Annotated in this window: 24 protein-coding genes and 1 riboswitch; of the genes, 17 read left to right on the top strand and 7 right to left on the bottom strand. The window is 58.6% G+C overall.

What is annotated here, in order from left to right:
* Positions 1-114: 114 nt before the first annotated feature.
* The 6 genes from hutI to OQV00_RS18465 all read left to right on the top strand — a co-directional run bounded on the left by hutI (position 115) and on the right by OQV00_RS18465 (position 8053).
* The gene (gene hutI / locus OQV00_RS18490; protein WP_163980475.1) at positions 115-1449 is read left to right on the top strand and encodes an imidazolonepropionase; all 1335 of its coding nucleotides are present in this window, start codon (positions 115-117) and stop codon (positions 1447-1449) included.
* On the top strand, positions 1446-2402 hold the full coding sequence (gene hutG / locus OQV00_RS18485; protein WP_071359249.1) for a formimidoylglutamase: 957 nt from the start codon (positions 1446-1448) through the stop codon (positions 2400-2402). Before hutI ends, hutG begins: the two co-directional genes overlap by 4 nt.
* Before the next feature lie 56 nt (positions 2403-2458).
* Positions 2459-3184: a histidine utilization repressor gene (locus OQV00_RS18480; RefSeq protein ID WP_004859754.1), complete on the top strand. Its 726-nt coding sequence runs from the start codon at positions 2459-2461 to the stop codon at positions 3182-3184.
* Between the two features lie 143 nt (positions 3185-3327).
* Positions 3328-5013, top strand: coding sequence for a urocanate hydratase (gene hutU / locus OQV00_RS18475; protein WP_032716926.1), 1686 nt, complete (start codon positions 3328-3330; stop codon positions 5011-5013).
* 1 nt (position 5014) lies between these two features.
* Positions 5015-6547 carry a histidine ammonia-lyase gene (hutH, locus tag OQV00_RS18470; protein ID WP_004859756.1) on the top strand — a complete coding sequence of 511 codons (1533 nt, stop codon included), beginning with the start codon at positions 5015-5017 and terminating at the stop codon, positions 6545-6547.
* A gap of 99 nt (positions 6548-6646) precedes the next feature.
* The gene (locus OQV00_RS18465) at positions 6647-8053 is read left to right on the top strand and encodes an amino acid permease (RefSeq protein ID WP_004859757.1); all 1407 of its coding nucleotides are present in this window, start codon (positions 6647-6649) and stop codon (positions 8051-8053) included.
* A 183-nt stretch (positions 8054-8236) separates the two neighbouring features.
* On the opposite strand, the gene OQV00_RS18460 is transcribed toward OQV00_RS18465, so the two are convergent.
* Positions 8237-8713: a kinase inhibitor gene (locus OQV00_RS18460; protein WP_004859758.1), complete on the bottom strand. Its 477-nt coding sequence runs from the start codon at positions 8711-8713 to the stop codon at positions 8237-8239.
* A gap of 75 nt (positions 8714-8788) precedes the next feature.
* Positions 8789-10078: an adenosylmethionine--8-amino-7-oxononanoate transaminase gene (bioA, locus tag OQV00_RS18455; RefSeq protein WP_004859759.1), complete on the bottom strand. Its 1290-nt coding sequence runs from the start codon at positions 10076-10078 to the stop codon at positions 8789-8791.
* An 85-nt stretch (positions 10079-10163) separates the two neighbouring features.
* On the opposite strand from bioA, the gene bioB reads away from it, so the two are divergent.
* From bioB to bioD, 4 genes are read left to right on the top strand one after another with little or no spacing between them, the layout of a single operon-like run.
* On the top strand, positions 10164-11204 hold the full coding sequence (gene bioB / locus OQV00_RS18450) for a biotin synthase BioB (RefSeq protein WP_004859760.1): 1041 nt from the start codon (positions 10164-10166) through the stop codon (positions 11202-11204).
* Positions 11201-12358, top strand: a complete 1158-nt coding sequence (gene bioF / locus OQV00_RS18445; RefSeq protein WP_064357232.1) for an 8-amino-7-oxononanoate synthase — start codon at positions 11201-11203, stop codon at positions 12356-12358. Before bioB ends, bioF begins: the two co-directional genes overlap by 4 nt.
* Positions 12342-13097 (top strand): malonyl-ACP O-methyltransferase BioC, encoded by a 756-nt coding sequence (bioC, locus tag OQV00_RS18440; RefSeq protein ID WP_004859762.1) that lies wholly within the window; start codon positions 12342-12344, stop codon positions 13095-13097. The genes bioF and bioC overlap by 17 nt, the downstream gene beginning before the upstream one ends.
* Positions 13090-13812 carry a dethiobiotin synthase gene (bioD, locus tag OQV00_RS18435; protein ID WP_211843656.1) on the top strand — a complete coding sequence of 241 codons (723 nt, stop codon included), beginning with the start codon at positions 13090-13092 and terminating at the stop codon, positions 13810-13812. Before bioC ends, bioD begins: the two co-directional genes overlap by 8 nt.
* Here bioD and OQV00_RS18430 read toward each other — a convergent pair.
* A complete protein-coding gene (locus OQV00_RS18430) occupies positions 13754-14476 on the bottom strand; it encodes an ABC transporter ATP-binding protein (protein ID WP_004859764.1) in 723 nt (240 codons plus the stop codon). The genes bioD and OQV00_RS18430 overlap by 59 nt on opposite strands.
* Before the next feature lie 737 nt (positions 14477-15213).
* Here OQV00_RS18430 and uvrB point away from each other — a divergent pair.
* Positions 15214-17235 carry an excinuclease ABC subunit UvrB gene (gene uvrB, locus OQV00_RS18425; protein WP_143722715.1) on the top strand — a complete coding sequence of 674 codons (2022 nt, stop codon included), beginning with the start codon at positions 15214-15216 and terminating at the stop codon, positions 17233-17235.
* 235 nt (positions 17236-17470) lie between these two features.
* Here the strand turns inward: uvrB and pmrB are convergent, their stop codons facing one another.
* From pmrB to yvcK, 4 genes are all read right to left on the bottom strand, one after another.
* Positions 17471-18562, bottom strand: a complete 1092-nt coding sequence (gene pmrB, locus OQV00_RS18420; RefSeq protein ID WP_004859767.1) for a two-component system sensor histidine kinase PmrB — start codon at positions 18560-18562, stop codon at positions 17471-17473.
* A 4-nt stretch (positions 18563-18566) separates the two neighbouring features.
* A complete protein-coding gene (gene pmrA, locus OQV00_RS18415) occupies positions 18567-19238 on the bottom strand; it encodes a two-component system response regulator PmrA (protein WP_004859768.1) in 672 nt (223 codons plus the stop codon).
* Positions 19235-20881 carry a phosphoethanolamine transferase EptA gene (eptA, locus tag OQV00_RS18410; protein WP_015584851.1) on the bottom strand — a complete coding sequence of 549 codons (1647 nt, stop codon included), beginning with the start codon at positions 20879-20881 and terminating at the stop codon, positions 19235-19237. Before eptA ends, pmrA begins: the two co-directional genes overlap by 4 nt.
* Before the next feature lie 118 nt (positions 20882-20999).
* On the bottom strand, positions 21000-21905 hold the full coding sequence (yvcK, locus tag OQV00_RS18405) for a uridine diphosphate-N-acetylglucosamine-binding protein YvcK (protein WP_004859770.1): 906 nt from the start codon (positions 21903-21905) through the stop codon (positions 21000-21002).
* Between the two features lie 209 nt (positions 21906-22114).
* A riboswitch (molybdenum cofactor riboswitch) is annotated at positions 22115-22253 on the top strand.
* On the opposite strand from yvcK, the gene moaA reads away from it, so the two are divergent.
* From moaA to OQV00_RS18375, 6 genes are all read left to right on the top strand, one after another.
* Positions 22241-23230, top strand: coding sequence for a GTP 3',8-cyclase MoaA (gene moaA, locus OQV00_RS18400; RefSeq protein ID WP_004859771.1), 990 nt, complete (start codon positions 22241-22243; stop codon positions 23228-23230). (Overlaps the previous riboswitch by 13 nt.)
* 22 nt (positions 23231-23252) lie before the next feature.
* Entirely contained in the window at positions 23253-23765 is a 513-nt protein-coding gene (gene moaB, locus OQV00_RS18395; RefSeq protein ID WP_004859772.1) for a molybdenum cofactor biosynthesis protein B, read from the top strand.
* A 3-nt stretch (positions 23766-23768) separates the two neighbouring features.
* Positions 23769-24257: a cyclic pyranopterin monophosphate synthase MoaC gene (gene moaC, locus OQV00_RS18390; RefSeq protein ID WP_015584850.1), complete on the top strand. Its 489-nt coding sequence runs from the start codon at positions 23769-23771 to the stop codon at positions 24255-24257.
* On the top strand, positions 24250-24498 hold the full coding sequence (gene moaD, locus OQV00_RS18385) for a molybdopterin synthase sulfur carrier subunit (protein WP_044348188.1): 249 nt from the start codon (positions 24250-24252) through the stop codon (positions 24496-24498). The genes moaC and moaD overlap by 8 nt, the downstream gene beginning before the upstream one ends.
* A complete protein-coding gene (gene moaE, locus OQV00_RS18380) occupies positions 24499-24951 on the top strand; it encodes a molybdopterin synthase catalytic subunit MoaE (RefSeq protein WP_004859775.1) in 453 nt (150 codons plus the stop codon).
* Between the two features lie 45 nt (positions 24952-24996).
* On the top strand, positions 24997-25701 hold the full coding sequence (locus OQV00_RS18375) for a Bax inhibitor-1/YccA family protein (protein WP_004859776.1): 705 nt from the start codon (positions 24997-24999) through the stop codon (positions 25699-25701).
* Positions 25702-25723: the final 22 nt, after the last annotated feature.

Here is a 25723-nt window from a genome sequence, read left to right as displayed (position 1 = left end):
GTCAGGCCGGCAAGGAATGAATTACGCGTATAACGTCCTTTAAAACCTGCTTTTTATACTAAGTCGAGCGAAACGGGAAGACGCTGCGCGAAAAAGTTCGCCTGAACCGGGCAGATGGACGGAGCTTCGCCCGCGTCCGGTCACAAAAAAATAACAATTCCCTCTGCTTTTATTGACATTCCGCGTGGAATGAAAATAAATGTCTATACAACCCATGACAAGCTGACTGGTATGACTGAAGCCACCTCCGATCGCGTTATCTGGCGAAATGCCCGCCTCGCCACTCTGAACCCTGATGATTCGCAGCCTTACGGCCTGCGGGATGGTCATGCGCTGCTGGTGCGCAATGGCCGGATTGAAGCCATTGTGCCTGAAAATGATGCCCCGGCCGGGCCGAGTATTGATCTTGGCGGTAGGCTGCTGACGCCGGGACTGATTGATTGCCACACCCATCTGGTCTTCGGCGGTAGTCGGGCGCAGGAGTGGGAGCAGCGTCTGAACGGCGTCTCCTACCAGACGATCAGTGCCAATGGCGGCGGCATTAACTCAACGGTGCGCGCCACCCGTGAAAGCAGCGAAGCGCAGCTGTTAGCGCTGGCTCAGCAGCGGCTGGAGCGACTGCTTCGCGAGGGGGTGACCACGCTTGAAATTAAATCCGGCTACGGGCTGGATCTGGAAAACGAGCGCAAAATGCTGCGCGTGGCGCGCCAGCTTGCGCAGAACAATGCGGTCGAGCTGTCGCCGACGCTGCTCTCCGCTCACGCCACGCCACCGGAATATAAAGACCGCCCGGACGCCTACATTACGCTGGTGTGTGAAACCCTGCTGCCGACGCTGTGGGAGGAGGGGCTGTTTGAAAGCGTTGATGTTTTCTGCGAAAACGTCGGCTTCAGCCCGCAGCAGACCGAACGCGTATTCCAGGCCGCGCAGGCCCGCGGTATTCCGGTCAGAGGGCATGTTGAACAGCTCTCTTCGCTGGGCGGCGCGCAGCTGGTGAGCCGTTATCAGGGGCTCTCGGCCGATCATATCGAATATTTAACGGAAGAGGGGGTTGCGGCGATGAGCCGCAGCGCGACGGTGGCGGTGCTGCTGCCCGGCGCGTTCTATTTCCTCAATGAAACCCGCAAACCCCCGGTCGAGCTGCTGCGTCAGTATCAGGTGCCGATGGCGGTGGCGACGGATTACAATCCGGGTACCAGCCCCTTTGCCAGCCTGCATCTGGCGATGAACATGGCCTGCGTCAAATTTGGCTTAACTCCGCAAGAGGCGTGGGCGGGCGTGACGCGTCATGCCGCGCAGGCGCTGGGGCGCCAGAATAGCCACGGCCAGCTGGCGGCGGGGTTTGTTGCCGATTTTGCTATCTGGGATGCTGAACATCCGGTTGAAATGGTCTATGAACCGGGGCGGAGCCCGCTCTGGCATCGCGTTGTGCGAGGAGAAATGCAATGACATTGTGGCAACCGACCCCCGCCGATATCTGGCAAGGGCGTGACGACAGCGCGGAAGCCGCCAATGCGCTGCGCCTGTTTCAGACTATCGTGCGGGCCGAACGTTTTGCACCACAGGCGTTACCGGGGGATATTGCCCTGCTGGGGTTTGCCTGCGATGAAGGCGTTCGCCGCAACCGCGGACGTACCGGGGCCGAAAAGGGGCCGGAAACGCTACGCCGGGCGCTGGCGAATATGGCCAGCCACAGCGGCCACGAGCGCTGTGTCGATATGGGCACCATCGGCGTCGCCGGTGAAGGGCTGGAGACCGCCCAGCAGGCGCTGCGCGAAGCGGTGGCCGCCTGTCTGCGCGCAGGCAAACGCACGCTGGTTCTCGGCGGCGGGCATGAGACGGCATTCGGTCATGGCGCGGGAGTGCTCGACGCTTTCCCCGGAGAGAAGGTCGGGATCATTAACCTCGATGCGCACCTGGATTTGCGCATCGCTGAGCAGGCCAGCTCCGGTACGCCGTTCCGCCAGCTGGCGCTGGAGTGCGACGCGCAGCAGCGCGGCTTTCACTATACCTGTATCGGCGCCAGCCGTGCGGCGAACACCCAGGCGCTGTGGGATGAAGCGGCGCGTCGCGAGGTGCGGATCGTGGAGGATTTGGACGTTCTGCAGGCCTATGATCAGCAGGTTGCGCCGGAAATCGCGCGTAATATTGCCCTCTACGACAGGCTCTATTTGACCATCGATCTGGATGTGCTGCCGGCGCGCGAAATGCCGGCGGTCTCGGCGCCTGCGGCGCTGGGCATTCCGCTGGCGATCCTGCTGCGCATCGTTGAACCGTTATGCCGCAGCGGAAAACTGCAGGCGGTGGATCTGGTGGAGTTTAATCCGCAGTTTGACATTGACAGCCAGGGGGCCCGTGCGGCGGCCCGGCTGGCATGGCAAATCGCCCATTGGTGGCGCTGACGATTCAGTATATTCTGACCGTTTCGCCGCCCATTGAGTATAAGGAAAGCCAGGCTATGTTTTCACAGCAACCTCGAACCGCGCCTGCCCCGTTTTATGAAAAGGTGAAGCAGGCGATCAGCGAAAAGATTCAGCGCGGCGTCTGGCGTCCCCACGACCGCATTCCTTCCGAGGCGGAACTGGTGGCCCAGTTTGGTTTCAGTCGCATGACGATCAATCGGGCGCTGCGTGAACTCACGGATGAAGGTTTACTGGTACGTTTGCAGGGTGTCGGTACTTTTGTCGCGGAGCCGAAAGGGCAGTCGGCGCTGTTTGAAGTGCGGAGCATCGCCGACGAGATTATCTCCCGTCGCCATCAGCACCGCTGCGAGGTGCTGCTGCTGGAAGAGACCGAAGCCGATCTTATCCAGTCGGCTGCGCTGAATGTCGCCGAAGGAACGCGGATTTTTCACTCTCTGATGGTGCATTTTGAAAACGACATTCCGGTACAGATTGAAGACCGCTGCGTCAATGCGGCGGTGGTGCCGGCGTATTTACATCAGGACTATACCGTCACCACACCGCATGATTACCTGTCGCTGATTGCGCCGTTAACCGAAGGCGAGCACATCGTCGAAGCGGTACAGGCCAGCGCCAAAGAGTGCGAACTGCTGCATATCCATGCCCACGATCCTTGCCTGCTGATCCGGCGCCGTACCTGGTCTACCACGCATATTGTTTCCCACGCCCGTCTTCTGTTCCCGGGTAGCCGCTACCGGCTGCAGGGCCACTTCACTTCCTGACGATCGTCTGCGTCGGCAAAAGCGTGATTGCTGACGCAATATAACAAAATTGTATCATTTCTGTTAAATCCTGGCTTGCGTAGAGTTGTATAGACAAGTATATGTATCTACGTAAACAACGTTAATTGTCAGGAGAAACCCCGATGTCGCAAAGCAAATATCGCCAGCAAGACGTACGTGCACCGCGAGGCACGACGTTGAATGCCAGGAGCTGGTTGACCGAAGCACCGCTGCGTATGTTAATGAACAACCTCGATCCCGATGTTGCCGAGAACCCACATGAGCTGGTGGTCTACGGCGGTATTGGTCGCGCGGCGCGTAACTGGGAATGCTATGACGCTATCGTGAAGGCGCTGAAAAACCTGGAAAGCGATGAGACGCTGCTGGTGCAGTCCGGTAAGCCGGTTGGCGTATTTAAAACCCATGAAAATTCACCGCGCGTACTGATTGCCAACTCCAACCTGGTCCCGCACTGGGCGACCTGGGAACATTTCAATGAGCTGGATGCAAAAGGTCTGGCGATGTACGGCCAGATGACCGCGGGCAGCTGGATCTATATCGGTAGCCAGGGCATCGTGCAGGGCACCTACGAAACGTTCGTCGAAGCCGGACGTCAGCACTATCAGGGCAGCCTGAAGGGGCGCTGGGTCCTCACCGCCGGTCTGGGCGGTATGGGCGGCGCACAGCCGCTGGCGGCGACCCTGGCAGGCGCCTGCTCGCTGAATATCGAATGTCAGCAGAGCCGGATCGATTTCCGTCTGCGTACCCGCTACGTTGACGAGCAGGCGACGTCGCTGGATGACGCGCTGGCCCGCATCAAGAAATACACCGCCGAAGGCCGGGCTATCTCTATCGCCCTGTGCGGCAATGCCGCCGATATCGTGCCGGAGATGGTGAAGCGCGGCGTGCGCCCGGATATGGTCACCGACCAGACCAGCGCCCACGATCCGCTGCATGGCTATCTGCCGAAAGGCTGGACCTGGGAAGAGTATCAGGCGAAAGCTGAATCCGACCCGCAGGGGACGATTCTGGCGGCCAAGCGTTCGATGGCCGACCATGTTCAGGCGATGCTGGCCTTCAACGAAATGGGCGTACCGACCTTCGACTACGGCAACAATATCCGCCAGATGGCGCAGGAGATGGGCGTCGACAATGCGTTCGACTTCCCGGGTTTTGTCCCGGCCTATATTCGCCCGCTGTTCTGCCGCGGCATCGGTCCGTTCCGCTGGGTGGCCCTCTCCGGCGATCCGCAGGATATCTACAAAACCGACGCCAAAGTGAAAGAGATCATCAAAGATGATCAGCATCTGCACCACTGGCTGGATATGGCGCGTGAGCGTATTAGCTTCCAGGGACTGCCGGCGCGTATTTGCTGGGTGGGGCTGGAGTGGCGCCAGAAGCTGGGGCTGGCCTTTAACGAAATGGTCCGCAGCGGTGAAGTATCTGCGCCGATCGTCATTGGTCGTGACCACCTTGACTCTGGCTCGGTTGCCAGCCCGAACCGCGAAACTGAATCCATGCGTGATGGCTCCGATGCCGTCTCCGACTGGCCGCTGCTGAACGCCTTACTCAATACCGCCAGCGGCGCGACCTGGGTGTCGCTGCATCACGGTGGTGGCGTCGGGATGGGCTTCTCGCAGCACTCCGGGATGGTTATCGTCTGTGACGGTACCGACGAAGCGGCCGCGCGTATTGCCCGCGTGCTGCATAACGATCCGGCGACCGGGGTGATGCGTCACGCCGATGCGGGTTACGACATCGCGATTGAGTGCGCGGCGGAACAAGGACTGAATCTTCCTATGGTGGCAGCAACGCAGGGGCAACGCTGAGATGAAAAACTTAACTCTGATTCCAGGTCAACTGAGTCTGGCGCAGCTACGCGAGGTGTTCCAGCATCCGCTGACCATCACTCTCGACGAGCAGGCTTTTGCCGCTATTAACGAGAGCGTCGCCTGCGTCAACGCCATTCTGGCCGAAGGACGCACCGCTTACGGCATTAACACCGGTTTTGGCCTGCTGGCGTCAACGCGGATCTCCACGGACGATCTGGAAAACCTGCAGCGTTCTCTGGTGCTGTCTCATGCGGCGGGCATTGGTGAGCCGCTGGATGATGCCATGGCACGTCTGATTATGGTGCTGAAGATTAACAGCCTTTCCCGCGGCTTCTCCGGGATTCGTCTGAGCGTCATTCAGGCGCTGATTCAACTGGTGAATAAAGGCGTCACGCCGTGGATCCCGGCTAAAGGTTCCGTCGGCGCATCCGGTGACCTGGCGCCGCTGGCGCACATGTCCCTGACGTTGCTGGGTGAGGGGAAAGCCCGCGTCGACGGCGAGTGGATGCCGGCGCTGCAGGCGTTGAAAAAAGTGGGTCTCGAGCCGATTACCCTGGCGGCGAAAGAGGGGCTGGCGCTGCTGAACGGTACTCAGGCATCGACGGCGTTTGCGCTGCGCGGCCTGTTTGACGCGGAAGATCTGTTTGCTTCCGCGGTGGTATGCGGCGCGCTCACCACCGAAGCGGCGCTGGGATCGCGTCGTCCGTTTGATTCGCGTATTCACGAAGCGCGCGGCCAGCGCGGGCAGATTGACGCTGCGGCGCTGTATCGCCATGTGCTGACCGACAGCAGCGAGATTTCGCAGTCGCATCACAACTGTAGCAAAGTGCAGGACCCGTACTCTCTGCGCTGTCAGCCGCAGGTGATGGGCGCCTGTCTGACCCAGATTCGCCAGGCCGCGGAAGTCCTGCTGATTGAGGCCAATGCGGTGTCGGATAACCCGCTGGTCTTCGCCGCCGAGAATGAAGTGATCTCCGGCGGTAACTTCCACGCCGAACCGGTAGCGATGGCGGCGGATAACATTGCGCTGGCGATTGCCGAAATCGGTTCGCTGTCCGAGCGTCGTATTGCGCTGATGATGGACAGTCATATGTCGCAGCTGCCGCCTTTCCTTGTGAAAAATGGCGGCGTCAACTCCGGCTTTATGATTGCGCAGGTGACCGCTGCGGCGTTAGCCAGTGAGAACAAAGCGCTGGCGCACCCGCACAGCGTTGATAGCCTGCCGACGTCGGCAAACCAGGAAGATCACGTCTCGATGGCGCCGGCTGCCGGTCGTCGTCTGTGGGCGATGGCGGAAAACACCCGCGGCGTGCTGGCCGTGGAGTGGCTGGCCGCCGTCCAGGGGCTGGATATGCGCGAAGGGCTGGCCAGCAGTCCGCTGCTGGAAGAGGCGCGTCATCTGCTGCGCGAGCGGGTTTCGCATTACACCCAGGATCGCTTCTTCGCCCCGGATATCGATAACGCTATTGAGCTTCTGGCAGCGCGCCACCTGACGCGACTGCTCCCTGCCGTCTTGCCTGGTCAGATCTGACCCTCGTTGTTTTCTGTACCCGTGTCGGGGGGGTAAGCTCCCCCCGGCCGTCCTACACGCATATTTGTCGTCATACAAAAATTATCAGGACACTTGCATATGCAACAACAACCACAATCGCCACAAAAGCCCCACCTGCTGCGCGGGCTGAATGCCCGACATATTCGCTTCATCGCGCTCGGTTCCGCCATTGGTACCGGGCTGTTTTATGGTTCTGCCGCCGCCATTAAGGCCGCGGGACCGGCGGTTCTGCTGGCCTATCTGATCGGCGGCGCGGCGGTATTTATCGTCATGCGTGCGCTGGGCGAAATGGCGGTACGCAACCCCGTTTCCGGCTCCTTCGGCAGCTATGCCCGCCAGTATCTCGGGCCGCTGGCCGGGTTTATCACCGGCTGGACCTATACCTTTGAGATGGTGATTGTCGCCCTGGCGGATGTCACCGCGTTTGGTATCTATATGGGGCTCTGGTACCCGGATGTGCCGCGCTGGATTTGGGTACTGAGTATTATCTTCTTCATCGGCGCGATGAACTTGTGCCACGTGCGCATTTTCGGCGAGATGGAGTTCTGGCTGTCGCTGATTAAAGTGGTGGCGATTATTGCGATGATCGTCGCCGGCGGCAGCATTATTTTCTTCGGCTTTGGTCATGCCTTCCCGGCGACGGGGCTGGAAAACCTGTGGAGCCACGGCGGGTTCGCGCCGAACGGCTGGCAGGGAATTGTTGCGTCGCTGGGTATTGTGATGTTTGCCTTTGGCGGCGTCGAAATTATCGGCGTGACCGCGGCGGAAGCGCAGAACCCGAAGAAAGTGATTCCGCAGGCAATTAATACCATCCCGCTGCGTATCGTGCTGTTCTATGTCTGCACGCTGGCGATCCTGATGGCCATTTTCCCGTGGAACAGCTTTGGCGAGCAGGGCAGCCCGTTCGTGCTTATTTTTAGCGGCCTGGGGATTCCGGCGGCGGCGACAATCCTCAATATCATCGTGATCAGCGCCAGTATTTCAGCCATCAATAGCGATATTTTTGGCGCCGGTCGCATGATGTACGGCATGGCAAAAGAGGGGATGGCGCCGAAAAGCTTCCAGCGAATCGCCAGCAACGGCGTGCCGTGGATGACGGTAGTGGTGATGGGCGTGGCGCTGCTGGTGGCGGTAGTGCTGAACTATCTGATGCCGGAACAGGTCTTTGTGCTGATTGCCTCCCTGGCGGCATTTGCAACGGTATGGGTCTGGCTGATGATCCTGCTGGCTCATTTCGCCATGCGTCGCGGTTTGTCGGCAGAAGAACGTCGCCAGATTGCGTTCCCGGTGCCGTTCTGGCCGGTTGCGCCGCTGCTGACCCTGCTGTTTATGGGACTGGTGATTGCGGTGCTCGGGATGGTGGAGGAGACGCGGATTGCGCTGATCGCCGGTCTGGTCTGGCTTGGGCTGCTGACGATTATCTGGTATGCGAAAGTCAAAAAAACCGTGCGGATGCCGGTGGCTGAGCAGTCATCTTCGAGCTGAATGAGTCCCCGGTGGCGCTGCGCTTACCGGGGCTACAAGGGGTTGTCAGGTATCGCGGGTGGGCGTAATTCGCGCCCCTGGGGACTCCCCCGGTGGCGCTGCGCTTACCGGGGCTACAAAGGGGGGGCAGGTCGCCCGGATAAGGCGTCAGCCGCTATCCGGGGAGGGACTGACGGGAGAAAGTCAGATAAACAGGGCGGTGATGGATGCGCTGCCCAACGAATGAAAATGGACGTTAAAGCCTACCATCGCACCGCTTGCCCCTTCATCGACCTCGATCTTCTCGACATCCAGCGCATGCACCGTAAAGATGTAGCGATGGCTTTCCCCTTTTGGCGGCGCCGCGCCGCCGTAGCCGGGGAGGCCGAAATCGGTGCGGGTCTGGATTGCGCTGGCCGGCAGCGGGGCCAGACCGGAGCCGGCTCCCTGCGGTAGTTCGCGCGTTTCCGCCGGTAGATTGGCGACCAGCCAGTGCCACCAGCCGGAGCCGGTGGGCGCATCGGGATCGTAACAGGTCACCACAAAGCTTTTAGTTCCGTCAGGCACCTCGTCCCACGCCAGATGCGGCGAGATATTATCGCCATCGTAGCCCATGCCGTTAAATACATGGCGGTGGGGCAATTTCCCGCCATCCTGCAGATCGTGACTGATTAGGTTCATGCCGTCTCGTCTCCTCTGGGATAATCAACTGATTAACAAAGAAGTGTAGTCCTGTTGACGGCCAGTTTCTGCTACTTATTCGCGAAAAAATGTTTCGTTGAGCACCGCCGCGTTAACCGCCTGGGTCAGGCGCGTCAGCTGCCGCGGGGTAATCACGTACGGTGGCATCAGGTAGATCAGGCGCCCGAACGGGCGAATCCATACGCCTTGTTCGACGAAGAAGCGCTGCAGCGCGGCCATATTGACCGGGCGGCAAGTTTCCACCACGCCGATGGCGCCCAGCACGCGGACATCGGCGACCAGCGGGGATTCCCGTGCCGGAGCCAGCTCGACATTAAGCTGCGCTTCAATCGCGGCGACCTGACCTTGCCATTCGCCGCTTTCCAGCAGACGCAGACTTTCTGTCGCCACCGCGCAGGCCAGCGGATTGCCCATAAAGGTCGGGCCGTGCATAAAGCAGCCGGCTTCGCCGTCGCTGATGGTCTCGGCCACCGAACGGGTGGTGAGGGTAGCCGACAGCGTCATGGTTCCGCCGGTCAGCGCTTTGCCGAGACACAGAATATCCGGGGCGATATCCGCGTGTTCGCAGGCAAACAGCTTGCCGGTCCGGCCAAATCCGGTGGCAATCTCATCGGCAATCAGCAGAATGCCCTCACGATCGCACATCTTGCGGATGCGCTTCAGCCACTCAGGATGATACATCCTCATGCCGCCGGCACCCTGTACGACCGGTTCGAGAATGACCGCCGCGATCTCATCCCGATGGGCCGCCATCAGGCGGGCAAACGGCACCATATCCCGTTCATCCCACTCGCCGCCAAAGCGGCTTTGCGGCGCCGGGGCGAACAGGTTATCCGGCAAATAGCCCTGCCACAAACTGTGCATGGAGTTATCCGGATCGCAGACCGACATCGCGCCAAAGGTATCGCCGTGGTAGCCGTTGCGGAAGGTGAGAAAGCGCCGCCGCGCTGCGCCTTTTGCCTGCCAGTACTGCAGGGCCATCTTCATGGCCACTTCCACCGCGACCGAGCCGGAGTCGGCGAGGAATACGCACTCCAGCGACTCCGGAGTCATCGCCACCAGCTGGCGGCACAGCGCCACCGCCGAAGGGTGGGTGATACCGCCAAACATCACGTGCGACATCTGGTCAATCTGCGCTTTCATCGCGGCGTTTAAACGAGGGTGATTGTAGCCGTGGATTGCCGCCCACCAGGATGACATTCCGTCAATCAGCTGCTCTCCGCCGGCGAGGGACAGCTCGCAGCCGTGGGCGGAAACCACCGGATAGACCGGCAGAGGAGAAGTCATGGAGGTGTAGGGGTGCCAAATGTGGCGCCGATCGAAGGCGAGATCGTCCGTTGTCATAAGTGACTTGTAAACCATTTTGAAAACATTTAGGTTTACGAGTATAAACCGAACCGACAATTAACAAAACCCTTTGGAGAGGCCAATGGCTCACCACGCACGCTGGACAATGTCGCAAGTTACTGAGTTGTTTAATAAACCATTGTTAGATCTGCTGTTTGAAGCGCAGCAGACCCACCGCCAGCACTTCGATCCGCGTCAGGTCCAGGTCAGCACGCTGCTGTCGATCAAAACCGGCGCCTGTCCGGAAGATTGTAAATATTGCCCGCAAAGCGCGCGCTACAAAACCGGTCTCGAATCGGAGCGTCTGATGGAAGTTGAGCAGGTGCTGGAGTCCGCGCGCCAGGCAAAAAATGCCGGATCAACGCGCTTCTGCATGGGGGCCGCCTGGAAGAACCCCAACGATCGCGATATGCCGTATCTGGAGCAAATGGTCAAAGGCGTCAAAGCGTTGGGGCTCGAATCCTGCATGACGCTCGGCACCTTGACCGACACCCAGGCGCAGCGCCTCGCGGGAGCCGGGCTGGACTACTACAATCACAACCTCGATACCTCGCCGGAATTTTACGGCAACATCATTACCACCCGCACCTATCAGGAGCGCCTGGACACCCTCGACAAAGTGCGTGACGCCGGGATTAAGGTGTGTTCCGGCGGGATCGTCGGCTTAGGCGAAACCGAGAAAGATCGCGCTGGCCTGCTGTTACAGCTGGCTAACCTGCCAACGCCGCCGGAAAGCGTACCGATCAACATGCTGGTTAAGGTGAAGGGCACGCCGCTGGCCGATAACGACGATGTCGATGCTTTCGATTTTATCCGCACCATTGCGGTGGCGCGCATCATGATGCCGACCTCGTACGTGCGTCTTTCCGCCGGCCGCGAGCAGATGAACGAACAGACCCAGGCGATGTGCTTTATGGCCGGGGCGAACTCGATTTTCTACGGCTGCAAGCTGCTGACCACGCCGAACCCGGAAGAGGACAAAGACCTGCAGCTGTTCCGCAAACTGGGGCTTAACCCGCAGCAGACGGCGGTGCTGGAAGGCGATAACGAGCAACAGCAGCGTCTGGAACATGCGCTGAATAACCCCGATACCGAGGAATACTACAACGCGGCGGTGCTATGAGCTGGCAGCAACGCATCGACCAGGCGCTGAGCGAGCGGCGGCAGGCGGATGCATTCCGTCGCCGCCAGCCGGTGGCGCAGGGTGCCGGGCGTTGGCTTATCCGTGAAGATCGGCGCTGGCTGAATTTCTCCAGCAATGATTATCTCGGACTGAGCCAGCATCCGCAGATTATCGCCGCCTGGCAGCAGGGGGCGGCGCGTTATGGCGTGGGTTCCGGCGGCTCCGGCCACGTCAGCGGTTACAGCGAGGCGCATCGTGAACTGGAAGAGAGCCTGGCGGACTGGCTGGGATATCCGCGCGCGCTGCTGTTTATTTCCGGGTTTGCCGCCAACCAGGCGCTGATTACCGCGCTGCTCGCCAGGGACGATCGCATCGTTGCGGATCGTCTGAGCCACGCCTCTTTACTCGAAGCGGCCAGCCTGAGCCCGGCGCAGCTCAGACGCTTTGCGCACAACGACGTGCAGCAGTTGAGTGAACTTCTCGGTAAGCCGCTGGCGGGGCAACAGCTGGTGGTGACGGAAGGGGTGTTCAGCATGGATGGCGATAGTGCACCGCTTCGCGATATTGCCCCAACGACCCGGGCGGCCGGCGGCTGGCTGCTGGTGGACGATGCGCACGGTATTGGCGTCGTGGGCGATGAAGGGCGCGGCAGCTGCCATGCGCAAAACGTCCGCCCGGAACTGCTGGTCGTGACCTTCGGTAAAGCCTTTGGCGTCAGCGGCGCGGCGATCCTGTGCGACGAGGCGCTGGCGGACTATCTGCTGCAGTTTGCCCGACATCTGATTTACAGCACCGCCATGCCGCCGGCCCAGGCGGTTGCGCTGAGCGCCGCGCTGGCGGTGATCCGCAGCGATGATGGCCGGCAGCGGCGGGAAAAACTGGCCAGCCGCGTGGCGCAATTTCGCGACGGTATGGCGGATTTTCCGGGGGAGCTGAGCGCCTCGACCAGCGCGATTCAGCCGCTGATCGTGGGTGACAATACGCGGGCGTTGCAGCTGGCGGCGCGCCTGCGTGAGCAGGGCTGCTGGGCGACGGCCATTCGTCCGCCGACGGTGCCGGCAGGCAGCGCGCGGCTGCGCCTGACGCTGACCGCGGCCCATGAGCCGACTGATATTACCCGTCTGCTGGAGGTGCTGCATGGCGGCGGTGAATAAACGGGCGGTGGCTGCGGCCTTTGGCCGGGCGGCCACCCACTATTCGCAACACGACGCGCTGCAGCGTTACAGCGCTGAACTGCTGCTGCGTCAGCTTCATGGCCGCCCCTTTTCAGCGGTCCTCGACGCCGGCTGCGGCCCCGGCAGCATGAGTCGCTACTGGCGCGAGGTCGGCAGTCATGTGACGGCGCTCGATCTCTCGGTTGAGATGCTGGCGCAGGCCCAGCGCAACGCGTGCGCGCATCGTTATCTTGCCGGGGATATTGAGTCGCTGCCGCTGGCCGATGCCTGCGTCGATCTGGCGTGGAGCAATCTGGCGGTTCAGTGGTGCGAGAGTCTGTCCGGCGCGCTCGATGAACTGTGCCGGGTGGTGCGCCCCGGCGGTCGGGTCGCGTTCACCACCTTGCTGGCCGATTCGCTTCCCGAGCTGAATCAGGCCTGGCGCGCGATTGACACCCATCCCCATGCCAACCGCTTTCTCAGCGAACGGGCGGTGCGCGAGGCGCTGGCCGGGCGGCGAGCCGTTGGCGAGGTTCACGCCGTCAGCCTGCCGTTTGCCGATGCTCTGAGCGCGATGCGTTCGCTCAAAGGGATTGGGGCAACACACTTGCATCAGGGGCGCAGCGCGGCGCCGTTGAGCCGGGGAAAACTGCGTCAGCTGCAGCTGGCCTGGCCAAAACAGCAGGGCCAGTGTCCGCTGACGTACCATCTTTTTACAGGAGTCATTGAACGTGACTAAACGTTTTTTCGTCACCGGAACCGACACAGAAGTCGGTAAAACGGTCACCAGCTGCGCCCTGTTGCAGGCGGCGAAGCTGTCAGGTCTGAAGTGCGCGGGCTATAAACCGGTCGCCTCCGGGAGTGAGTTGACGGCGCACGGGCTGCGTAACGATGATGCGCTGGCACTCCAGCGCAATAGCGGTGTGGCGCTGAACTATGCGCAGGTCAACCCCTTTACCTTTGCCGAACCGACCTCACCGCATATCGTGAGCGCGGAAGAGGGGCGGCCGATTACCGGCGATGCGCTTTCTGCCGGGCTGCGTGAACTGGAGACGCTGGCGGAATGGGTGCTGGTGGAGGGAGCGGGAGGCTGGTTTACGCCGCTATCCGCGACGCTGAGTTTTGCCGACTGGGTACGCGACGAACGGCTGCCGGTCATTCTGGTGGTCGGCATTAAACTCGGCTGCATCAACCACGCGCTGCTGACGGCCCAGGCGGTACGTCAGGCCGGGCTGCCGCTGGTGGGCTGGATTGCAAACGACATCCAGCCGCCGGGTAAACGCCATGCGGAATATCTGGCGACCCTCAACGATCGACTTGCGGCCCCGTTGCTGGGCGAGATCCCATGGCTGGGGGACGCGTCGCGACGTGAGGATCTCGGCCAGTATCTGGATCTCAGCGCGCTGGATCGGGCGTCATCCACTGTGCCAGCAGCGGTTCATCCAGCTGGATAACGCGGCCTTGCGCCACGTTACGCCCGCGATGCAGCAGGCAAAAACGGTCCGCCACCCGGCGAATAAACGGCAGGTGCTGTTCCGCCAGCAGCACCGTTAAACCGATGTCGCGGTTAAGGCGCACCAGCAGGTCACCCAGCTTATGCACGAAGTGTTGTCCGCTGCCACGCGAAGGTTCATCAAGAATCAGCAGACGCGGCCGGACAACCAGCGCTCTCGCCAGCGCCAGCTGGTACTGGTCATCTTCTGACAACATCGCGGCTTTATGCTGACGTCGTGCGTAGAGCTCCGGGAAAAAATCGTAAATCTCCCCCTTTACGGCGCCGCCCGGGTTCCCTCCGGCGGCCAGCGCAATATGCAGATTCTCCTCCACGCTCAGCTGAGAAAAGATCCGCCTGTCCTGCGGGACATAGCCGATGCCAATAATCGAGCGGGAATGGGCGGAGAGCGGCGTGATATCGCAGGGCGGCGAGCCGATGTCATGCCAGGTCATACTGCCGCTGGCGACCGGAAGATGTCCGGTAATGCAGTTCACCAGCGTGGTTTTCCCCATCCCCTGGAGTCCCATCACACAGGTGCACTCCCCCGGCTGAAGTTCAAGGTCGACATTCCATAGCGTGTGCTGATTTCCGTAGTACTGATTGACTGCGCGTAGACTCAACATAGACGTTTTCTCCTGTTTGGGGATAGCGGGCGACATGAAGATTCTGCAAATCTCTTGCCAGGAAAAAGATGTTTCGGTTTTTTCCCGTACGGGCAGCTGCCGCGGGGCGAGGCGAAGGCGAGTCAGCGAGGCGGTTGCACTCTCCCGGTGCTAAGGGGTATGAAAAATGGTGCAGAAAGCAACAAAAAAGCAGGCACCCTTAGCTGATAAATATCAAAAATAATTCGATAATTTTTTTTAGGCGGTCGATTTTCACCGGCGGTCGATTTCTGCGGGGTGGCAGAAGGCATGGCCTGCAGACACTTATCCACTATTCCTGTGGATAACCTTGTGTATTAGAGTTAGAGAACTTGCGGTAAGCTAGAGATTACGCGGCCTGCGGCTGAATTGGCGCGAAACCCATCTTTTGTTTAATATCATTAAATATCAATTAGTTGAATAAAAGCAATGGCTGTAAGGAAAGTGTCACCTGATGCCACAAAAGATTCACCACCTTGCTTGACAAATGTTAAATGATAAATTTTTTTGGGGATAACCCTACTCTCTGGCGGATTATTCTGCAGGATGGTCTTTTTTTACCCCAAAACGACGCGCGCGCGGGCGATTTCAGGCACAAACAATAATAGAATACTGTTTTTATATCCAGTATTATTTATTGGCAAAAGTGAGCGTGAAGGGTAGAATTAAACACCTGCCGTATATCACCAGGCGCTTCATCCTTCTTCAGGGCCAGACATATGAGTAAAACGTTCACGCTGCATTCCGCATTCCGTCCTTCTGGCGACCAGCCGGAGGCTATCCGCCGCCTGGAAGAGGGGCTGGAAGATGGCCTGGCGCACCAAACGCTGCTGGGGGTGACCGGGTCGGGCAAGACGTTCACCATTGCTAACGTTATCGCCGATCTTCAGCGTCCGACGATGGTGCTGGCGCCGAATAAGACCCTGGCGGCGCAGCTGTACGGCGAAATGAAAGAGTTCTTCCCGGACAATGCGGTGGAATATTTCGTCTCCTACTACGATTACTATCAGCCTGAAGCCTACGTGCCGAGCTCGGACACCTTCATCGAGAAAGACGCGTCGGTGAACGAGCATATCGAGCAGATGCGTCTGTCGGCGACCAAAGCGCTGCTTGAGCGGCGCGATGTGGTGGTGGTGGCTTCGGTATCGGCTATCTACGGTCTGGGCGACCCGGATCTCTACCTGAAGATGATGCTGCACCTGACCACTGGCATGCTGATCGACCAGCGGGCGATTTTGCGCCGCCTGGCGGAGCTGCAGTATACCCGTAACGATCAGGCCTTCCAGCGCGGCACCTTCCGCGTGCGCGGCGAAGTGATCGACGTCTTCCCGGCGGAATCCGACGATATTGCGCTGCGTATCGAGCTGTTCGATGAAGAGGTTGAGCGGCTGTCGCTGTTCGATCCGCTCACCGGTCAGGTGGAATCGACGATTCCACGCTATACCATCTACCCGAAAACGCACTACGTGACGCCACGCGAGCGAATCGTTCAGGCGATGGAAGAGATAAAAGTCGAGCTGGCGGAGCGGCGTAAAGTGCTGCTGGAAAACAACAAGCTGCTGGAAGAGCAGCGCCTGAGCCAGCGTACCCAGTTCGACCTCGAAATGATGAACGAGCTGGGCTACTGCTCGGGCATCGAAAACTACTCGCGCTATCTTTCCGGGCGCGGGCCGGGCGAACCGCCGCCGACGCTGTTTGATTACCTGCCGGCAGACGGTTTGCTGGTGATTGACGAATCCCACGTCACTATTCCGCAAATCGGCGGCATGTACCGCGGCGATCGGGCGCGCAAAGAGACGCTGGTGGAGTACGGCTTCCGTCTGCCGTCGGCGCTGGATAACCGTCCGCTGAAGTTCGAAGAGTTTGAGGCGCTGGCGCCGCAGACCATTTACGTCTCGGCGACGCCGGGGCCTTATGAGCTGGATAAATCTGGCGATGAGGTGGTCGATCAGGTGGTACGTCCGACCGGGCTGCTTGACCCGCTGATTGAAGTGCGGCCGGTGGCGACTCAGGTCGATGACCTGCTGTCGGAGATTCGCATCCGCGTCGCCATCAACGAGCGCGTGCTGGTCACCACTTTGACCAAACGGATGGCGGAAGATTTAACGGAGTATCTCGAAGAGCACGGCGAACGCGTGCGCTACCTGCACTCCGATATCGATACCGTGGAGCGTATGGAGATCATCCGCGACCTGCGGCTGGGCGAGTTCGATGTTCTGGTGGGTATCAACCTGCTGCGTGAGGGGCTGGATATGCCGGAAGTGTCGCTGGTGGCAATTCTGGATGCCGATAAAGAGGGCTTCCTGCGTTCGGAACGCTCGCTGATTCAGACCATCGGTCGCGCCGCGCGTAATATCAACGGTAAAGCGATTCTGTATGGCGATAAAATTACCGCTTCGATGGCCAAAGCCATCAGCGAGACCGAGCGTCGCCGTGAGAAGCAGCAGCGCTATAACGAAGAGCACGATATCACCCCGCAGGGGCTGAATAAAAAAGTGGTCGATATTCTGCAACTGGGCAGCAATCTGGCGAAGACGAAAGCCAAGGGCCGCGGAAAATCACGTTCGCCGGTTGAGGCGGATACGCCTGAGGTGCTGCTGACGCCAAAAGCGCTGCAGCAGAGAATTCACGAGCTGGAAGGGCAGATGATGCAACATGCGCAGAATCTGGAGTTCGAAGAAGCCGCGCAAATTCGTGACCAGCTGCATCAGCTCCGCGAGCTGTTTATTGCGGCGTCCTGATCCCGCAGGACGCGATGCGCTGCGCGTGGAGCCAGGCAGTGTGACGGGACGCCGATTTTTTGCTATTCCGCGGCGTTTTCTGGCTGGCTTAATGTCTGCTTAATCTTGCCAGGCGACACTATCCCCATTCTGATGAGGATAGTGTCATGCAAAAATTAACCTTCCGTGAGTCTCTGGCCCTTACCTGTGCGTTTGTTGTGGTTGTCGCTTTTGTCCATCAGTGGGTGCTGACGTTCTAACGCGAAGGCTTAGGAAACTGAATCCAGCCTCGAACGCCGGGGCCAGGCTGGCGGTTATGTAAGAAAAACTGGGCATCGTGCAGCTGAACGATGCGCGTCACAATACTTAATCCCAGGCCAATTCCCCCGTAGCGGCTGTCCATACGGACAAATGCTTTACTCAGCTCGCCGCTTTTCGCTTCATCAATCCCCGGACCTTCATCTTCCACGGCCATAACCGGCGTTGTACCGGCCTGTATGGCGATTTTTATCTTCGACCCTGCCGGGCTATAGCGATGCGCATTCTCCACCAGATTGCGCAGCACAACGCGCAGCAGCGTGGCATCACCGGAGACAACAACATCTTTGGCATCATCCCCCTCGGGGAGGGCGAGCGCCAGCGTCTGCTGGCGCTGTTCCAGCATGCTCTCCAGCTCACCGCGAATCGGTTCGACCACATCCTCTTTCAGCAGCACGCGCTGGTAGCTCCCGGCGGAAAATGACTGCCCGACGCGCGCCAGCTGCAGCAGCTGTGAGATGCTGTTGGTCATCTGATCCAGACGCTGGATCAGCTGACCCACCTCCACGTGGTGTACTTTCGCCATCAGTTCGAGATGCAGACGCAGTCCCGCCAGCGGGGTACGCAGCTCGTGCGCGACGTCAGCGGTGAACAGACGTTCGCGATCGAGGGTTAAGTTAAGGCGAGAAACCAGCTGGTTAATCGCTGTCGTCACCGCCGTCACTTCCGGAACCGACTCCGTCAGCGTAATCGGCTGCAGGTTATCCGGCGTACGGCTCTCCAGCTCAGTTTGCAGATTCGACAGCGGTCGGGTGATTTTTCTCACCGCCACCAGACTGATATACAGCGCCAGACCGACGATCAGCAGGCTGGGTATTAACAGACTCGCGACCGCCTCGCGCACTTCGTGTTCAACGTGCTTTTGGTTGTTATGCCCTTCGATGGCGCTCGCCACCAGCAGCTGAATCTGCTCTTTGCTTTCGTGCCATAACCAGAAAACGCTGATCAGCTGACAGACCACCAGAATAGTGCCGATCGTCAGCAGCAGACGGTGACGCATGGTCCAGGTTTCACTTGCGAACAGTGCCATGGCGTTATTCCGTTCCTGAATTGTTCACCAGCATATAGCCAAACCCCCTGACGGTACGAATACGGGCTTTACCCACTTTTTCGCGCAGGTTATGGATATGAACCTCCAGCGTATTGGTGGCGGGTTCATTGTCCCAGCTGTAGATATCGTTGTAGAGAATTTCACGGTGTACCGGGCTGCCCGCTTTCATCATCAGGCGAGAGAGCAGGGCGTACTCTTTCGGCGTCAGGTCCAGCGCCTCGCCGCCCAGCCACACCAGGCGACGAGTCATGTTCAGCCGCAGGTTGCCCACGGCCATTTCGTTGTCGCCCTGGTTATTATGGCGGCGGAGCAGCGCGCGGATGCGGGCGTTCAGCTCTTCCAGGGCGAAAGGTTTCACCAGATAGTCATCTGCGCCGGTGTCGAGACCGCTGATGCGATCTTCAACGGTATCGCGGGCGGTCAGGATCAGCACCGGCTGGCTGAATTTTTCCCGACGCATGCGCATCAGGAAGTGCAGGCCATCTTCATCCGGCAGGCCGAGATCGAGTACGATCAGGCTGTAATGGTTGCTGGCGAGGGACAGGGCGGCCTCGTGAGCAGTGGCGACGCCATCACAGACGTATCCCTCGCTTTGCATTGCCAGGATCAGGCCTTGTAACAGGAGTGCGTCGTCTTCAATGACTAAGATTTTCATCTGGCGGTCTCGCTTCTGCACGGCGTTAAAATATCATCGGTTGCCTGGTACTCGTGGGTATCGACCCCAAGGAGTCCGAGCAGGGTAGAAAACAGATTATCCTGAGAATAAGGGTCTGTTTTAGCTCTTTGTTGCAGACACTGGCTGGAAACGCCATAGCGCTGTTGGTAATCCTCGGACAACCAGAGCAGCATCGGCACATGTTTTTGCGTTTCCGGGGCGATTGACCACGGCAGGCCGTGTAAATAGACGCCATTTTCCCCCAGCGACTCACCGTGATCGGAGAGGTAAACGAGGCTGGTGGTGAATTTATCCTGCTTTGACTGCAATAATTTTATCGCTTTATCAACTATATAGTCGATATACAGAATTGTATTATCGTAGGTATTCGTCAGCTGCTGCTGGGTGCAGCTCTGGATTTCGTTGGTATCGCAGGTTGGGGTGAATTTTTTGAATTCAGCAGGGTAGCGATTGTAATACGTCGGACCGTGGCTACCGATGGTGTGCAGCACGATAATCCCGTCCTGCTGCAGATTATCGATGTAGCTCTCCAGATTATGGAACAACACTTCATCGTAACATTCGCCATCGATGCACTGGCCGGTCAGGTTCAGGTCGGTCACGTTCTGATGCGGGACGCGATCGCAGGCGCCCTTACAGCCGCCGTCGTTGTCGTTCCACAGCACCCGAATGCCGGCGCGTTGCAGGATGTCGAGAACGCCTTCCTGATGGTGGGCCAGCTCTTCATCGTAATGCGCCCGCGGCATATTGGAGAACATGCAGGGTACCGACACCGCGGTCGCCGTGCCGCAGGAGGTGGTATTCGCAAAGTAGATGACATCGTCTTGTTTGAGTCGCGGGTTGGTCTCGCGTTCGTAGCCGCCCAGTGAGAAATTCTGCGCGCGCGACGTCTCTCCCAGCACCAGAATGGTCAGGTTTTTGCGCGGGCCGCTGTGCATTTCGGGTTTTTGCACGGCATCTTCGCCAATGTTTACCAGCGGCAGGTTGTCCATCTTGTTGTGCGCATACCACGAGTTGATGGCAACGATGCTATTGGAGGGACTCAGGGATTTCACCAGCTCTTTATTGTTGCGAAAGACCGAGGCGTAATCTTTATAAAACAGCGCAGCGACCAGAACGATCAGCAGGGCCGATACGAGGATATTCAGCAGACGTACCGCGATGCTGCGCCACACTGTTTTGGCTTTACTGATTTTTATCCACCAGGCGAGGGCGACCATCAGAACACCGGACAGTCCCAGCGTCAGCACCATCTTACCGGACATCAGGGCGAAGCTTTCCGCCGGCGTGGTATCCAGAATGTTGGTAATCATGGCGCGGTCAATGACGACGCCGAAGGTCCAGATAAAATACTGGGCCGAGGCGCTCAGCAGAATAAACAGGCTAATAACGAGGCGGTCGAGCTTGAGGAAAGAGGCGAGCGTGGTGAGAATATTCATCACGCTGAAGGCAACCACCGGCATGCTGAGGAACACCAGCCAGTTGTGCAGGCTGTTTACCGGCAGCAGAGTGAACACCTGACGATAGAACGCGAGATTGAGCAGCAGCCCGACATAGAGGGCAAAAATAATCAGATAAACCGTACGGCTCATGACCGGCCGACGTAAAGTGAATAACGACATAGCAACAATCCTGGGACTAAGATAGTTGCCATGGTGCCACCTTTATTTTAAGACAACCTTAATATTTTAATATAAAGGTCTGGCGCGTCGTTACCCGCGCCTTCTCGCCTCCAGCGGGCTAACCTAAGGTCTGGATCGCTTTTTCCAGCGCGTTACGTAACAGCACCCGGTCGTGGCGATAGGGAACATCCGCGGCATCCAGCGGCGTCTGCACGATCGCCCGGTTTTCCAGACCGGTCGTATCGGTTTTCGGCCCAACAACGATGGCATCGATCACCCGCTTGCCAATATAGTGCTCCATAATCCCGACCCTGTCCGCCAGCGTCAGATTCGCCGCCGGGCTGTGTTCTTTGCCGAGATTGTCGATAAAAACCATTGTCGCCGGCGTTCGGCGCAGCGCCTGCGCCATCTCATCGAGCAGCAGAATCGGCAGCAGGCTGGTATAGAAACTTCCGGGGCCAATCAGGATTAAATCGGCTTCTGCGATAGCCTCTACCGCTTCGCGGGTCGCCGGCACCGGCGGGGAGAGCATCAGTTCCTTCGGCACGCGGGGCAGCTGGTCGATATTGACTTCGCCGTAGACTTCATGGCCTTCATGGTCAATGGCCATCAGATCTACCGGTTGTTCCGACATCGGGATCAGGAATGCGTCCACTTTTAGCAGATTTCTGATTAAATTGATCGCCTCTAAAGGCCGCACGCTCAGGTGATCCAGGGCCTTTAACATCAGATTTCCGAGGTTATGCCCGGAAAGTTCGCCATTACCGGAGAAACGGTACTCAAACATCGCCGAAGCAATGCTGGGTTCAGCGATCAGCTGGTTAAGACAGTTGCGCATATCGCCCCAGGCAATGCCGCCTTCGGAACGGCGAATCCGCCCCGTGGAGCCGCCGTTATCGGTAGTCGTGACGATCCCGGTAAGACGTGATCCGAGCGATGAGAGTGATGACATCACCCGGCCCAGACCGTGCCCTCCGCCAAGTGCCACGACGCGATCCAGATCGGCGAACGTACGAGTGCGCATACACATTCCTTATCTCAATTAAACGGGCTCACAGTAACCGATCTACCCCTAAAAGACGATGCCCGGATCCTGACAAAATGACCGATATCAATGCAAAAGCCTGGTTTTTAGCTATTCTGTATCGAAAATGCACGATCGTGTCGATATATACATAATTATATAACGAAAGTGAGAATGGCGAAACTGCCGTTTCCGCGCTACTATCGGCATAAACCAGTTAACACTCTAGCCTCTGTGCCTGTGTCGCAAGATATGGTGCTTTGGCCGTGACAGCCTCGCTTGTCACCAGGGCGTGGGAAGAAATGACCGCGTCTCCCGTACTTGGAAAGGTGTATATGGCTTCACAGCTTACCGATGCATTTGCGCGTAAGTTTTATTACTTGCGCCTGTCAATTACCGATGTGTGTAACTTTCGTTGCACCTACTGCCTGCCGGATGGTTACAAACCCGGCGCGGTCACCAACAAAGGCTTTCTCAGCGTTGATGAAGTACGTCGCGTCACGCGCGCTTTCTCTGCGCTCGGCACCGAGAAGGTGCGGCTGACCGGCGGCGAACCCTCTTTGCGCCGCGACTTTGCCGATATCATCGCCGCCGTACGTGAAAACAGCGCGATTCGCCAGATTGCGGTCACCACCAATGGCTATCGTCTGGCGCGCGACGTCAGCCGGTGGCGTGATGCCGGACTGACGGCGATTAACGTCAGCGTTGACAGCCTCGACGCGCGCCAGTTTCATGCCATTACCGGGCAGGATAAATTTCACCAGGTCATGGACGGCATTGATGCCGCCTTTGCCGCCGGTTTTGAGAAGGTCAAGGTCAATACCGTGCTGATGCGCGATGTGAACCATCATCAGCTCGACACCTTCCTCGCGTGGATCCAACCCCGACGCATTCAGCTGCGCTTCATCGAGCTGATGGAGACCGGCGAGGGCAGCGACCTGTTCCGACGTCACCATATTTCCGGCATGGTGCTGCGCGATGAGCTGCTGCGTCGCGGCTGGATTCACCAAATCAGCCAACGCAGCGACGGCCCGGCCCAGGTCTTTTGTCACCCGGATTACGCCGGGGAAATTGGCTTAATCATGCCGTACGAGAAAGATTTCTGCGCCAGCTGCAACCGTCTCCGCGTCTCCTCCGTAGGCAAGCTGCATCTGTGTCTGTTCGGCGACGGCGGCGTGGATCTGCGCGACCTGCTTGTCGAGGACCAGCAGCAGGCGGCGCTGGAAGCGCGCATCTCCGAAGCATTAACCCATAAAAAGCAAACCCATTTCCTGCATCAGGGCAACACCGGTATTACGCAAAACCTGTCGTATATTGGCGGATAATTCATTCTAAAGGAGCGAACAGATGAGTCAGGCCAGCGCTGAGTTTAACCCGACCCGTATTGCTATTCTCACCGTTTCCAGCCGACGTGGCGAAGAGGATGATACCTCCGGCCACTGGCTGCGTGACGCGGCGCAGGAGGCGGGCCACCGTATTGTCGATAAGGCGATTGTTAAAGAGAACCGCTATGACATCCGCGCCCGGGTCTCGGCGTGGATAGCCAGCGATGATGTGCAGGTGGTGCTCATCACCGGTGGAACCGGGTTTACCGACGGGGATCAGGCGCCGGAGGCGCTGCGACCGCTGTTTGACCGTGAAGTCGAAGGGTTTGGTGAAGTTTTCCGCATGCTTTCCTTCGAAGAAATCGGCACATCGACGCTGCAATCCCGCGCCATTGCCGGCATGGCGAATCGCACGCTGATTTTTGCCATGCCGGGCTCAACCAAAGCCTGCCGCACCGCGTGGGAAAATATCATTGCTCCGCAGCTGGATGCCCGTACGCGCCCATGTAACTTTATCTCTCATCTTAAGAAATAAACGATGTCACAACTCACCCATATTAACGCCGCCGGCGAGGCGCACATGGTAGACGTTTCTGCCAAGGCCGAGACGGTACGCGAAGCCCGGGCTGAAGCCTATGTTGAAATGCGGCCGGAGACGCTGGCGATGATCATCGACGGCAGCCACCATAAAGGCGATGTCTTCGCCACCGCCCGCATTGCCGGTATCCAGGCGGCAAAACGCACCTGGGAGCTGATCCCGCTGTGTCATCCGCTGATGCTAAGTAAAGTCGAGGTCAATTTGCAGGCCCAGCCGGAACACAACCGGGTGCGCATCGAGTCGCTGTGCCGTCTGACCGGCAAAACCGGCGTGGAGATGGAAGCGCTGACCGCTGCTTCCGTGGCGGCGCTGACGATTTACGATATGTGCAAAGCGGTGCAAAAAGATATGGTGATTGGTCCGCTGCGTCTGCTGGCGAAAAGCGGCGGTAAATCCGGGGATTTCAAGGCGGACGAGACTCATGATTAAGGTTCTGTTTTTTGCCCAGGTGCGCGAACTGGTTGGCACTGAATCCCTGACCCTTGAGGTCGATGCGCAGTCGACGGTCGAAACCGTACGGCGTCAGCTCGCCGGCCGCAGCGAACGTTGGGCGCTGGCGCTGGAAGAGGGCAAGCTGCTGGCGGCGGTAAACCAGACGCTGGCCCCCTTTGACCATCCGCTGGTGGCCGGCGACGAAGTGGCGTTCTTTCCGCCGGTTACGGGAGGTTAAATGACGCAGACTCGTATTATCGTCAGCCACGATCGTTTTTGCGTCGGCGACGAATATCCGTGGTTGGCCGAGCGCGATGAAGACGGCGCGGTGGTCACTTTTACCGGAAAAGTACGTAATCATAATCTCGGGGATAGCGTGAAGGCGCTGACCCTCGAACACTACCCGGGAATGACGGAAAAATCGCTGGCGGAAATCGTTGAGCTGGCGCGGGAACGCTGGCCGCTCGGCCGGGTGACGGTGATTCACCGCATCGGCGAAATGTGGCCAGGCGAAGAGATTGTATTCGTTGGCGTGACCAGCGCGCACCGCAGCAGCGCTTTTGCCGCCGGGGAGTTCATTATGGATTACCTGAAAACCCGCGCACCGTTCTGGAAGCGGGAAGCGACACCGGAAGGCGAACGTTGGGTGGATGCACGCGATAGCGATCGCCAGGCGGCAGAGCGCTGGTAGTGTGGTACGCTTAGTAAGAGAAAACGTGTTAATCAGGAGACAGTCATGGACAGATTCCCTCGTTCAGATTCCATTATTCAGGCACGCAGCGGCCTGCAAACCTATATGGCCCAGGTTTACGGCTGGATGACGGTCGGGCTGCTGTTGACGGCATTCATTGCCTGGTTTGCCGCCAATACGCCGGCGGTCATGATGTTCGTCTTTTCCAGCAAAATAACCTTTTTTGGTTTGATTATCGCCCAGCTGGCGCTGGTATTCGTGCTTTCCGGGATGGTGCAGCGCCTGAGCGCAGGGATGGCGACCACGCTGTTTATGCTCTATTCGGCGCTGACCGGACTGACGCTATCCAGCATCTTCCTCGTCTATACCTATTCGTCGATTGCCAGTACCTTTGTGGTCAGCGGCGGGATGTTTGGGATAATGAGCCTTTATGGCTATACCACTAAGCGCGATCTCAGCGGTTTCGGCAACATGCTGTTTATGGCCTTAATTGGTATTGTCCTGGCTTCGCTGGTCAACTTCTGGCTGAAGAGTGAAGCGCTGATGTGGGCGATTACCTATATCGGGGTGATCGTGTTCGTCGGCCTGACCGCTTATGACACGCAGAAACTGAAAAACATCGGCGAGCAGATCGATACGCGAGACACCTCCACGCTGCGTAAGTACTCCATTCTTGGCGCGCTGACGCTGTATCTGGACTTTATCAACCTGTTCCTGATGCTGCTGCGTATTTTCGGCAACCGTCGTTAACGCCTTGCTCCCCGGACTGCAC

The organism is Klebsiella sp. DY2415 (genome assembly GCF_026314315.1).
GTDB classification, from domain to species: domain Bacteria; phylum Pseudomonadota; class Gammaproteobacteria; order Enterobacterales; family Enterobacteriaceae; genus Klebsiella; species Klebsiella ornithinolytica.
The sequence above is the reverse complement of the archived record's forward strand: the minus strand, read 5'-3'. Positions and strand labels throughout refer to the sequence as shown.